The organism is Pseudoalteromonas sp. T1lg122, assembly GCF_002964825.1.
In the GTDB taxonomy this organism is placed as follows: Bacteria; Pseudomonadota; Gammaproteobacteria; order Enterobacterales; family Alteromonadaceae; genus Pseudoalteromonas; species Pseudoalteromonas gelatinilytica.
In genome coordinates, this window is the sequence record NZ_PQCG01000032.1 from 43,994 (window position 1) to 56,775 (window position 12,782).

The 12,782-nt window shown below is 43.3% G+C and carries 13 protein-coding genes; all 13 read left to right on the forward strand.

All coding sequences use genetic code 11. The features are described from left to right. The first annotated feature begins 28 nt into the window (after positions 1-28). On the forward strand, positions 29-2,617 hold the full coding sequence (gene leuS / locus C2M33_RS12800; RefSeq protein ID WP_105174590.1) for a leucine--tRNA ligase: 2,589 nt from the start codon (positions 29-31) through the stop codon (positions 2,615-2,617). A gap of 1 nt (position 2,618) precedes the next feature. Beyond that, the gene (locus C2M33_RS12805; protein WP_063702311.1) at positions 2,619-3,107 is read left to right on the forward strand and encodes an LPS-assembly lipoprotein LptE; all 489 of its coding nucleotides are present in this window, start codon (positions 2,619-2,621) and stop codon (positions 3,105-3,107) included. Next, positions 3,107-4,147, forward strand: a complete 1,041-nt coding sequence (gene holA, locus C2M33_RS12810) for a DNA polymerase III subunit delta (RefSeq protein ID WP_105174591.1) — start codon at positions 3,107-3,109, stop codon at positions 4,145-4,147. The genes C2M33_RS12805 and holA overlap by 1 nt, the downstream gene beginning before the upstream one ends. A gap of 12 nt (positions 4,148-4,159) precedes the next feature. After that, positions 4,160-4,795, forward strand: coding sequence for a nicotinate-nucleotide adenylyltransferase (gene nadD, locus C2M33_RS12815; RefSeq protein ID WP_105174592.1), 636 nt, complete (start codon positions 4,160-4,162; stop codon positions 4,793-4,795). 56 nt (positions 4,796-4,851) lie between these two features. Beyond that, positions 4,852-5,169, forward strand: coding sequence for a ribosome silencing factor (rsfS, locus tag C2M33_RS12820; RefSeq protein ID WP_063702304.1), 318 nt, complete (start codon positions 4,852-4,854; stop codon positions 5,167-5,169). Positions 5,170-5,196: 27 nt separating this feature from the next. Further along, on the forward strand, positions 5,197-5,667 hold the full coding sequence (gene rlmH, locus C2M33_RS12825; RefSeq protein WP_036967350.1) for a 23S rRNA (pseudouridine(1915)-N(3))-methyltransferase RlmH: 471 nt from the start codon (positions 5,197-5,199) through the stop codon (positions 5,665-5,667). Between the two features lie 8 nt (positions 5,668-5,675). Next, complete coding sequence (gene mrdA / locus C2M33_RS12830) at positions 5,676-7,556, forward strand: penicillin-binding protein 2 (protein WP_063702302.1); 1,881 nt, start codon at positions 5,676-5,678, stop codon at positions 7,554-7,556. Beyond that, the gene (rodA, locus tag C2M33_RS12835; protein ID WP_063702301.1) at positions 7,553-8,659 is read left to right on the forward strand and encodes a rod shape-determining protein RodA; all 1,107 of its coding nucleotides are present in this window, start codon (positions 7,553-7,555) and stop codon (positions 8,657-8,659) included. Before mrdA ends, rodA begins: the two co-directional genes overlap by 4 nt. Then, positions 8,659-9,426: a septal ring lytic transglycosylase RlpA family protein gene (locus C2M33_RS12840; protein ID WP_105174593.1), complete on the forward strand. Its 768-nt coding sequence runs from the start codon at positions 8,659-8,661 to the stop codon at positions 9,424-9,426. Before rodA ends, C2M33_RS12840 begins: the two co-directional genes overlap by 1 nt. Before the next feature lie 54 nt (positions 9,427-9,480). Then, on the forward strand, positions 9,481-10,641 hold the full coding sequence (locus C2M33_RS12845) for a serine hydrolase (protein WP_063702297.1): 1,161 nt from the start codon (positions 9,481-9,483) through the stop codon (positions 10,639-10,641). 183 nt (positions 10,642-10,824) lie between these two features. Then, positions 10,825-11,103 carry a DUF493 family protein YbeD gene (gene ybeD, locus C2M33_RS12850; RefSeq protein ID WP_054551674.1) on the forward strand — a complete coding sequence of 93 codons (279 nt, stop codon included), beginning with the start codon at positions 10,825-10,827 and terminating at the stop codon, positions 11,101-11,103. A 19-nt stretch (positions 11,104-11,122) separates the two neighbouring features. Then, positions 11,123-11,776, forward strand: a complete 654-nt coding sequence (lipB, locus tag C2M33_RS12855; RefSeq protein WP_105174594.1) for a lipoyl(octanoyl) transferase LipB — start codon at positions 11,123-11,125, stop codon at positions 11,774-11,776. Continuing rightward, the gene (gene lipA, locus C2M33_RS12860; RefSeq protein ID WP_063702293.1) at positions 11,773-12,738 is read left to right on the forward strand and encodes a lipoyl synthase; all 966 of its coding nucleotides are present in this window, start codon (positions 11,773-11,775) and stop codon (positions 12,736-12,738) included. The genes lipB and lipA overlap by 4 nt, the downstream gene beginning before the upstream one ends. Positions 12,739-12,782: the final 44 nt, after the last annotated feature.

Here is a 12,782-nt window from a genome sequence, read left to right on the forward strand (position 1 = left end):
TTAATTTGCAAGAAGTCTGGAATCGTAGATGCAAGAGCAATATAACCCGCAAGACATTGAGTCAAAAGTACAAGCCTACTGGGAAGAAAACCAAGTATTTAAAGTCACTGAAGATGAGAGCAAAGAAAAGTATTACTGTCTATCTATGTTCCCATACCCAAGCGGCCGACTCCACATGGGTCACGTTCGTAACTACACCATTGGTGACGTAGTATCACGCTTCCAACGCTTGCAAGGCAAAAACGTAATGCAACCTATGGGTTGGGATGCGTTTGGTCTACCAGCTGAAAATGCAGCAATTAAAAACAACACGGCCCCTGCTAAGTGGACTTACGAAAACATCGATTACATGCGTAACCAGTTAAAGCAACTAGGTTTTGGTTACGACTGGGATCGTGAAATCGCAACATGTCACCCAGAATACTACAAGTGGGAACAATGGTTCTTCACTAAGCTTTACGAAAAAGGCTTAGTTTACAAAAAGATGTCAACAGTTAACTGGGATCCAGTTGACCAAACAGTACTTGCTAACGAGCAAGTAATTGATGGTCGTGGTTGGCGTTCAGGTGCGATTGTTGAGCAAAAAGAAATTCCACAATGGTTCATCAAAATCACTGATTACGCACAAGAGCTATTAGATGATTTAGATAAGCTTGATCACTGGCCTGAGCAAGTTAAAACCATGCAGCGCAACTGGATTGGTCGTTCTGAAGGTTTAGAAATCGAATTTAAGCGTGCTGATAACGAAGACACATTCAGTGTTTATACAACGCGTCCAGATACCTTCATGGGTGTGACGTATGTAGCTGTTGCTGCTGGTCACCCGATTGCTCAAGAAGCCGCTAAAAACAGCGATGCTGTAGCAATGTTTGTTGATGAGTGTAAAAACACGAAAATCGCCGAAGCAGACATGGCGACCATGGACAAAAAAGGCATTGCAACAGGCTTTTATGCAATTCACCCATTGACAGGTAAGCAAGTACCAATTTGGGTCGCTAACTTCGTATTAATGGATTACGGCTCAGGCGCTGTTATGGCTGTTCCTGCGCACGACCAACGTGACTACGAGTTTGCAACAGCGTATGGCCTTGAGATTGCTCAAGTTATTGCGCCAGCTGAAGGTTCAGAAGAAAGCGTTGATTTAGACAACCAAGCATTCACTGAAAAAGGCGTGTTAGTTAACTCTGGTGAGTTCGACGGCCTTGAATTTGAAGCAGCGTTTAATGCCGTTGCAGACAAACTAGAAGCACTGGGTGTAGGTGAGCGTAAAGTGAACTTCCGTCTACGTGACTGGGGTGTTAGCCGTCAGCGTTACTGGGGCTCTCCAATCCCAATGTTAAGCGACGAAAATGGTAATGAGCTTGCTGCAACAGAAGACATGCTGCCAGTTCGCTTACCAGAAGACGTGGTAATGAATGGTGTTACTTCACCAATCAAAGCTGATCCTGAGTGGGCTAAAGCAACTGTAAATGGCGCGCCGGCATTCCACGAAACAGATACCTTCGATACCTTCATGGAATCGTCTTGGTACTACGCTCGTTACTGTAGCCCACGTTTTGACGAAGGCATGATTGAACCAGGTGCAGCAAATTACTGGTTACCAGTAAACCAATACATCGGTGGTATTGAGCATGCGATCTTGCACTTACTTTACTCGCGTTTCTTCCACAAATTATTACGTGACTTTGGTTTAGTAACCTCTGATGAGCCATTTGAGCGCTTACTATGTCAAGGCATGGTATTGGCAGATACTTTCTATCGTAAAGATGAGAAAGGCGGTGATATCTGGATTTCACCAACAGACGTACAAACTGAAACAGACGACAAAGGTCGTGTTGTTAAAGCGTGGCACAAAGAAGATGGCGAGCCAGTATTCTCTGCAGGCATGAGCAAAATGTCGAAATCGAAAAATAACGGTATCGACCCACAACAAGTTATCGCCCAGTACGGTGCGGACACAGTGCGTTTATTCATGATGTTCACTGCACCACCAGAGCAAACTCTTGAATGGTCTGATTCAGGTGTTGAAGGTGCAATGCGTTTCTTAAAACGTATTTGGAAATACGCTGTTGATGTTGAAACAGTAGGTTATCAAGCGCTTGATAAATCAGCGTTAAATAACGACCAAAAAGTACTTCGCCGTGAACTTCATAAAGCAATTGCAAAAGTGACTGATGACGTTGAGCGTCGTCAAACATTCAACACTGCAATCGCTGCAATCATGGAAATTTCGAACAAGTTACTTAAAGCACCACTTGCTGATAAACAAGATGTAGCAATTGCTAACGAAGCACTTGAAGCATTACTTATCATGCTTGCGCCTATCACACCGCACATGTGTCACCAGTTATGGCAAGACCTTGGCAAAGAAGGCGATATCTTAGATGCAGCATGGCCAACAGTTGATGAGTCAGCACTTGTTGAAGATGAGAAGCTAATCATTGTACAAGTTAACGGTAAGCTACGTGCTAAGCTAACAGTGCCTGCAGATGCAACTAAAGAGCAAGTTGAAGCATTAGCATTTGCTGAAGAAAACGTGACTAAGTTCACTGATGGCGCGACTATCCGTAAAGTAATTTACGTACCAGGCAAACTACTTAACGTGGTTGCTAACTAAGATGGCAGCGCTTCACGCACTGAAAAACGGACTAGCCCTTGCGCTAGTCTGTTTACTGCTGACAAGTTGTGGCTTTCATTTAAAGAAAGCCTCTAACTTGCCTGACGACTTAAAAGTCATCACGCTTGTTGGCGATGATGAAAAGTCAGCGCTTTTCGAATTAGTTGAAAAAGAGCTTATTGCGAGCAAAGTTGAACTTAACCAAGGTGGTAAACACCCTGAGTTAAAGATCCACAAAGACCGTTTAGAGCGTCAAATCTTGTCATTATTTGATAATGGTCAGGTTGCTGAGTATGAACTTGCCTACAGTGTAAGCTATACCTTGAAGCGCCCAGGACAAAAAGCCATTAATCAAAGCTTTGAATTGTATCGTAACTACCAAGACGACCCAGACAATGCCCTTGCCAAAGCAAAAGAGCTTGATTTGCTATTAAGCGAAATTCGGAAGCAAGCAAGTCGTCGTATCGTTCGTGAGTTATCACAACTGTAATGCGTTGTTATGCAAACCAACTTCCTAGCCAGTTAAAAAAAGGCTTAGCGCCTTTTTATATGGTATTTGGTGAAGAGCCTTATCAAATTGCGCAGTGCGTCATGCAAATACGCCAAGCAGCTAAACAACATGGCTTTGACGAAGTCATTAAATTTACCTTAATGCCGGGTTTTGACTGGCAAGAAATTGTTGCTCAATACCAAAGTATGTCGTTATTCAGCGCTCGTACCTTAATCGAGTTTAATTTAAACGAACAAAAACCAGGTACGCAAGGCAGTCAAATCTTTAAGCAACTTGTTGAGCTTGCTAATCCCGATACTATTTTGGTTTTAAAAGGTGCCAAAGCCAGCCAAGATATACAACGCAGCGCTTGGTTCAAAGCCTTAGATAAACAAGGTTTATTTGTTCCGTGTTATCCGCTTACGGGTAACCACCTAAGCCGTTGGTTAGATGAACAGTGTTATCGTCTAAACTTAAATCTTCACAACAACGCAAAACAAAGCTTAATTGATGCCACTGAAGGTAACTTACTAGCCTGCCACCAAGAATTAGAAAAACTGTCTTTGCTTTATGGTAGCGAACTGATTGACCAGCAAGCTGTGATGCAAGGACTACTCAACCAATCAAAGTTTGATATTTTTGATTTAAGCGATGCTTTATTGAGTGGTCATGCTGATCAAGCGGTTAAAGTGATGACAAAACTGGCTGCCGATAACACTGAAGCCATGAGTATTTTTTGGGCCATTAATAAAGAAGCTACTAACTTACTGGCATTGCAACACGGCCGTTTAAGCGGTGCCAATATGGCTGATTTATACAAGCAGTTTAATATTTGGAAAAACCAACAAGCCGCTGTGCAGCAAGCTTTAAATCGCTTAAATATTAATACCCTCGAACAAATCATAAAGCATTTAGCACAGTTTGATGCGGCTTATAAGCAAGGTAATTTGGTTGCTCCTTATCAAGCATTAATGCAAATATGCTTAGTGTTTTGCCAACCCGTGGCAATGCCATTACCTTGTCATCCGAACCTTGATTAAGAGTAACCATTGATGATTGCTATTTTCGGTGGCACCTTTGATCCAATTCACTTAGGTCATATTAATATGGCCGAGCAATGTGTTCAGCAGTGTCAACTCGATACCCTTTATTTTATGCCTTGCGCTATTCCTGCCCATAAAGCAAAACCTGGGATCAGTGATGAGCACCGTATTAACATGCTAAAGCTCGCCATTGAAAACAATCCACACTTTGCCATCGATTACCGTGAGTTAAACCGAGAAGGTGCGTCGTATTCGCTATTAAGCCTTGAAGAACTGCGCACAGAAAACCCATCAGCACCGATTATGTTTTTAATCGGTATGGACTCATTCAATACCCTAGATAAATGGTTTAAATGGCAAGAAATTGTCAAGCTTTGTCACATTGTGGTGTACCAGCGTCCGGGGCAACACTGCCAAGTAGATGGTGAACTCGCTGCCTATAAAGCTCATGCCTTTACGGAGCAGCTCTGTCAACTACAACACGCTCCTGCTGGTAAGTTATTCTTTTTAAATGGCTTACAAGTAAATGCTGCGTCTAGTGAAATCAGAGAAAAGTTACAATTAAATGCTACCGCAGCGGAACTTTTACCTACTGCTGTCAGTCAATACATTGCGCAGCATCATCTTTACCAAACAGATGAATAAATACTGCCTACGTGATAAAATAACAAATTACGATTATTTATTTTTGAGAAAACACTTTGGATTCTAAACAACTACTCGCATTTGCCCTTGATAAAGTCGACGATATGAAAGCCCGTGATGTGGTTCAGCTTGATGTTCGTGGTAAATCTGACATTACCGATTACATGTTAGTATGCTCTGGTAACTCTAAACGTCACGTGCAATCAATTGCAGCTCACGTTGCTAAAGAAGCACGCCATGCAGGTGAAGAACCGCTTGGTTACGAAGGCCAAAATGAAGGCGAATGGGTGCTTGTTGACCTAGGTGATGTGGTTGTGCACGTAATGCAAGACCAAACTCGCGATTTCTATGATCTAGAGAAACTTTGGGGTTAACCCTTAGCAAGGACATAGGTAACCATTTTGAAAATACAATTGATTGCTGTTGGTACCAAAATGCCAGCATGGGTTGAAACCGGATTCACTGAATATCAACGCCGTTTTCCGCGTGATATGCCTCTTGAACTAATTGAAATCCCCGCAGGCAAACGTGGTAAAAATGCGGATATCAAACGTATTTTACAACTTGAAGGCGAAAAGACCCTAGCTGCGATTCCTAAAGGCAACCGCATTGTTACGCTAGAAGTAACTGGTAAACCAATGGATACCCATCAGCTGGCAAAAAGTATGGAAAAATGGCAACTTGATGGCCGTGATGTCAGCTTGCTGATCGGCGGCCCTGAAGGCTTAGCACCTGAGTGTATCGCAGCCTCAGAGCAAAAGTGGTCATTATCCAACCTAACACTACCGCACCCTTTAGTGCGTATTATTGTTGCTGAAAGCCTATACCGTGGCTGGAGCTTGAATAACAACCACCCTTATCATCGCGAGTAGTAAAGCCAATGCGAAAACACAGACCCACAATTCGAGATCACTCGGCTGAAGCTAATTTATTTGCCCGCCGAGCATTTGTGGGTTTTGTGTTTGTTACACTGTTAATTGGCGTGTTGCTATCAAATTTATACAACATCCAAGTTATTGAGCATCAAGATTATCAAACCCGCTCGAATGATAACCGAATCAAAGTCATTCCTATCGCCCCTAACCGTGGCCTTATCTATGACAGAAATGGCGTGTTACTGGCAGAGAACAAGCCGGTTTATAATTTAGAAGTGATCCCCGAAGAGGTTGATAACCTCGAACAGGCACTGAGCGAAGTTGAAAAAGTTATTGAAATTAGTGAGCAACAAAAAGCTGACTTTTTAGATGACATTAAGCACAACCGCCGCTTTAAAAGCCAAGTATTAAAAGCCCGTTTAGATGAAACCGAAGTTGCAAAATTTTCGGTTAATCAGCATAAGTTTCCAGGCTTTAGTATCGAAGCGCGTCTAGCTCGCTATTACCCATATGGTGATACCCTCACCCATGCCTTAGGTTATGTTGCCAAACTCAACAAAAAAGAGCTCACCAAACTGGAAGCAGAAGACCAAGCAACCAACTACCGCGCAACGCACGACATTGGTAAGCTAGGTATCGAAAAGTATTACGAAGAACTTCTTCATGGTGTAGTTGGTTCACAGCGCGTTGAAGTGAATAACCGTGGCCGAGTTATACGTACTTTAAGCCTCACACCCCCTGAGCCTGGTCACGACTTAGTACTAACTCTGGATATTGGCCTACAGCAAATTGCTCAGCACGCATTGAAGGATATGCGTGGCGCCATCGTGGTACTAGACGCTAAAGATGGTGGTGTTTTAGCAATGTATTCCAACCCAAGTTATGACCCTAACTTATTTGTGCATGGCATCAGCAGTAAAGATTATAAAGAATTATTAAACCCAGACCGACCACTTATCAACCGGACTACCCAAGGCCGCTATGCGCCTGCCTCAACGGTTAAGCCCCATATGGCAATTCTTGCCCTTGAAGAAGGACTGGTAACCGAGCAAACACAAATTTGGGATCCGGGCTTTTTCCAAATTCCTAACGTAGAGCACAAATGGCGTGACTGGAAACGTTGGGGTCATGGTCATGTTGATGTGTATCGTGCCATTGAAGAATCATGCGATACCTATTTTTACGATGTTTCTTATCGACTCGGTATTACAAAAATCAGCGATTTTATGTCACAGTTTGGCTATGGCCAGCTATCGGGTATTGATATTCATGAAGAAACTGCCGCCATTATGCCTTCTAGAGAATGGAAAGAAGCACGTTTTAGAGAATCATGGTGGCGCGGTGATACGATTTCAGTGGGTATCGGCCAAGGCTATTGGACCGCCACACCGATGCAAATTGCTAATGCTACCAACATCTTAGTGAATCGAGGTTTAGATCACCCGCCACATCTTGTGCAGGTAGCGAAAAAAGAAGACGAAGTAACACAGATCAACAATGATGAGAAACCACCTTTGGTACTCAAAAACCCTCATCATTGGCAAATTGCACTAGATGCCATGCACAACACCGTGCATAAAGTCACCGGCACCGCCCATAAAGCATTTAAAGGAGCAAATTACGACCCAGCAGGTAAAACGGGTACTGCTCAGGTTGTAAGTATTGCCCAAGGAGAGCGTTATGATGCTAAGTCACTTAAAGAGCGTCAGCGAGATAACGCTATTTACGTTGGTTTTGCTCCTTACAAAGACCCACAAATAGTGGTCTCTGTGGTGGTTGAAAACACCGGTGGTGGTGGTACGGTTGGTGCGCCAATTGCGCGCCAATTGATGGATTACTACTTTTCAGCGAACCCAATACAAATTGCCCAGAGTGATGCGCCATGATCCCATTAAATAAAAAGCGTTCAATATGGCAGCGCCTACACCTTGACTTACCGCTGCTTCTAGCTCTGATGACGATGATGGTAGCCAGCCTTGCGATTGTATACAGTGCCAGCGGCCAAGACTCAGCGATGATGATACGCCACGCAACACGTATGTTTGGCGCTATCCTAGGCATGTTTATACTCGCGCAATTTTCACCTAATACATTAAAAAGCATGGTTATCCCTCTTTATTGCATCGGCCTTTTGATGCTGGTTGGGGTGTTGTTATTCGGGGTAAGTTCGAAAGGTGCTCAGCGCTGGCTTGATTTAGGTGTGACCCGTTTCCAGCCGTCAGAATTAATGAAAATTGCCGTGCCTATGATGGTTGCTTGGTATATTGGTCGCAATCATTTACCGCCTCGACCGCTGCACTTAATTATTGGTTTTGTGATTGTGATGGTGCCCACCATTTTAATTAAAGAGCAACCCGACTTAGGTACATCTATCTTGATTGCCAGTTCAGGTATTTTTGTATTGTTTTTATCTGGTCTTAGTTGGCGCTTGATTGGCTTTTTATCAGCGACAGTGGCATTAGCAGCTTGGCCGTTTTGGCATTACGTGATGCTTGATTATCAAAAGCAACGAGTACTGACCTTTTTAGATCCTGAAAGCGATCCGCTTGGCTCTGGTTACCACATTATTCAATCGAAAATTGCAATTGGCTCGGGAGGAATTGAAGGGAAAGGCTGGCTGCAAGGTACGCAATCGCAACTAGAGTTTTTACCTGAGCGTCATACCGATTTTATCTTTTCTGTACTGAGCGAAGAGTTTGGCCTGTTTGGGGTCTGTTTATTATTGTGTATGTACTTATTTATCATTGGACGTGGGTTGTATATCGCAGTGAACGCTCAAGATGCGTTTGGTAAACTACTTGCTGGCGCATTAACACTGACCTTCTTTGTTTATGTATTTGTTAATATTGGCATGGTATCGGGTTTACTACCGGTTGTCGGTGTTCCGTTACCTCTGATAAGTTATGGTGGCACCTCAATGGTGACCTTAATGGCCGGATTTGGCATTATCATGTCAATCGCCACCGATAAAAGGATGCTTTTAAAATAATGACACAGCGAGTCAACTTCTTACTTATTGCGTTATTTTCTGTGCTGCTAGCAGCATGTAGTTCATCTTCGCAACAAGGCCGTTATGCCATGGAGCATGATGCAGCCCCGCTTCGAAAACCAACCGAGTTGGAAATGCAAGATGCGATTGTCACTGCGGTTGTTAAAAGTGCAAGCGCTAGCCGTCCTTACGAGGTTCGCGGTAAACGCTACACGCCGATGCTAGATGAAACTGGCTATGCAGAAGAAGGCATTGCTTCGTGGTATGGTCGAAAGTTTCACAATTATCACACCTCAAACGGCGAAGTGTACGATATGTTTGCGATGACAGCCGCCCATAAAACGCTACCGCTACCGAGCTTTGCCAGAGTAACAAATTTAGATAATGGAAAATCAGTGATTGTTCGCGTCAATGACCGTGGCCCATTTCATGATGACCGTATTATCGATTTATCTTATTCTGCGGCCTATAAATTAGGTTATTACCGACAAGGTACAGCCCGTGTTAAGGTTGAGGCTGTTACCCTTGCCAATTCTGCCCCTCGTTTAAGCTACATACAGGTTGCAGCGGGAAGTACTCTTGCTAATGTTGAGGCGCTCGCGTTTCAACTTCGTCAGCAATATCATGTGCCAACAAACATTGTTGAAAAAGACGGGATCTATCGATTACGTCTCGGTCCAATTAAAGATGCCGCAGAAGCACAAGCAGTTTTAGAGAAGCTAAAACAAAACCAATTTCAGAACGCGTTCTTGCTTTACAGTGAGTAAGGCCTTTAGAATAGGTCAACGCGACATGTTTAACTTTAACCATTAATGAGTACGATGAAATCTATAAAATATAAAATCTTAAGTGGCGTTTGTGGCCTTGTTTGCACTGCTAGCGTATTTTCAGCAACAGCCCAAATCATCCCTGCCCCACCTCAAGTTAATGCGAAAGGTTACTTTCTGGTTGATTTCACCACAGGTAAAGTGATTGCCGAAGGCGAAGCAGATACCAAATTAGCACCGGCTAGTTTAACCAAAATGATGACCAGTTATGTAATTGGTACAGAAATCAAAGCAGGCAATATTGCGCCAACTGATATGGTTACTGTAAGCGAAAAAGCGTGGGCAAAAAATTTCCCTGAGTCATCAAAAATGTTTATCGAAGTGGGTAAGCAGATCAGTGTTGATGACCTTAACCACGGTATTATTATTCAATCAGGTAACGATGCTTGTGTCGCAATGGCTGAGCACATTGCTGGAAGTGAAAGTGCATTTGCTGATTTAATGAATGCCCATGCAGAAAAGCTTGGTATGACGAATAGTCACTTCATTAACAGCCACGGCTTAGATACTAACGAGCACTACACAACACCACGCGATATGGCAACATTAGGTGCTGCTCTTATTCGTGATGTTCCAGATGAATATGAAGTATACGCACAAAAATCATTTACGTTTAATGGCATCAAGCAATACAACCGCAACTCATTGTTGTGGGATGAAAGCATGAATGTTGATGGTATTAAAACAGGCCATACATCAGAAGCAGGCTACAGCTTAGTTAGCTCAGCAACAAAAGACGACATGCGTTTAATCGCGGTAGTGATGGGCACAGAAAGCGAGCGTGCACGTAAAGTTGAAAGCAAAAAGCTATTAAACTACGGTTTCCGCTTTTTCGAAACAATCACACCATACAAAGCAGGCGACAGCTTTGCTGAGCAACGTATTTGGATGGGTAACAAAGAAAACGTATCGCTAGGTATACTAGAAGATACGCCAATTACTATTCCACGTGGCCAACGTAAAAACTTAAAAGCGAACTTCGAGCTTGATAAAACATTAGAAGCACCGCTTGCTAAAGGCACGAAAGTAGGCACGCTTTTCTTACAACTTGAAGGTGAAGAAATTGCACAATATCCACTAGTTACACTAGAAGAAGTGGAAGAAGGCAGCTTCTTTAGCAAGATTTACGATTACCTACGTTTACAGATCCAGTAATCTGGTCATAAAGTTTATAAACGCCTTGCATCGCAAGGCGTTTTTTTTTGTCTGAAAAATGATAGAATGCGCCCCATATCAGTCGCGCTGGGTCGAGTGCGTCGTAATCTAAGTTTGCTTAATATCAAGAAATGGTAGAGATCACTTCTTTTAAGCACACGCATTGTTTGAGGAGTCACCGTCGTGGTTCAACCTGTAAAAAATACTAAGTTTGACGAGTATTTAGATTTCCCTTGCCCATTCACATTTAAAATCATGGGCTTAGCAAACGTAAATCTGACGGATCAGATCCTAGAAAAGCTGCAACCAATTGCTCCGGGCGACTATGCGCCAAAGGTTAAACCAAGCAGCAAGGGTAATTACGAATCTGTGACGCTTGTAGCAACCGTTACAAGTAAAGAGCACATTGAAGAAATTTATAACGTGATCAGCAACATCGATGACGTACGTCACATGCTATAGGCCGATTACGGAGTAACTCGTGAGCGAAAGAGAATTAATCGTTCGTCAATTAGGTCGTCAGCGTTACATGCCAATTTGGCAAAAAATGCAATCTTTTACCGACACCCGTGATGAGCACACTGCCGATGAAATTTGGCTTGTAGAGCACGAGCCTGTATTTACGCAAGGCCAAGCTGGTAAAGCTGAGCACTTATTAAATACCGGTGATATCGAAGTGATCCAAGTAGACCGTGGGGGTCAAGTAACCTACCACGGACCGGGTCAGCAAATGATGTATGTGCTGTTCAACTTACGCCGTTTAAACATTGGTGTAAGAGAGCTGGTAACCTGGCTTGAAGAGTGCATTATCGACACGTTAAAAGACTATGACATTGATGCCTACGCAAAAGCAGATGCACCGGGTGTTTACGTTAACGATAGCAAAGTTGCTTCATTAGGTCTTCGCGTTCGCCGCGGTTGCTCTTTCCACGGTTTAGCACTTAATGTAAACATGGATCTAAGTCCATTTTTACGTATTAATCCATGCGGCTATGCTGGCATGAACATGGTGCAAACAACCGACCTTAACGGTCCGCAAAACCTCGAGCAAGCAGGTGCAGGGCTTGTAAAACACATGATTAAAAAGCTTAATGCTACTGTGGTTAAGCACACTGAAGGGTTTGAAAACGAATGAATAAACCAGTCAAAATGGAACCGGGCGTAAAACTGCGTGATGCAGAAAAAATGGCGCTGATCCCAGTTAAAGTTTTACCGACTGAAAAGAACGAAATGCTGCGTAAGCCAGAGTGGCTAAAAATTCGCTTACCAAAATCAACCGAGCGTATTGATGGTATTAAACAAGCGATGCGTAAACATGGTTTGCACTCAGTGTGTGAAGAGGCATCATGCCCAAACCTATCTGAATGTTTCAACCACGGTACAGCGACTTTCATGATTTTAGGTGCAATTTGTACTCGTCGTTGCCCGTTCTGTGATGTTGCCCACGGCCGTCCATTAAAGCCAGATGCAGCTGAGCCTGAAAAGCTCGCACTGACTATTAAAGACATGAAGCTGAGCTATGTTGTCATCACCTCAGTAGACCGTGATGACTTACGTGATGGCGGTGCACAGCATTTTGCTGATTGTATTCGTGAAATTCGTAAGCACAATCCAAATATCACAATTGAAATCTTAGTACCTGATTTCCGTGGTCGTATGGACAGAGCCCTTGATATCTTAATTGAGACGCCACCAGATGTATTTAACCACAACCTAGAAACAGCACCGCGTTTATACAAATTAGCGCGTCCAGGTGCTGATTATAAGTGGTCACTTGAGCTATTACGTCGTTTTAAAGAGGCGCACCCAAATGTGAAAACGAAGTCTGGCTTGATGGTGGGTCTTGGTGAAGAGATCAGTGAAATCGAAGAAGTGTTACGCGATTTGCGCGCACACAACGTTGATATGCTTACCGTAGGTCAATACTTGCAACCTTCTAAGCACCACTTACCGGTTAAACGCTACGTGCCGCCAGCAGAGTTTGATGGACTAAAAGAGTATGCAGATGAAATTGGCTTTACACATGCAGCTTGTGGCCCATTTGTTCGCTCAAGCTACCATGCTGACCAACAAGCAGCTGGTAAAGAAGTGAAGTAAGCCTTCTTACAGATGTCAAAAAGCCCGCATTAAGCGGGCTTTTT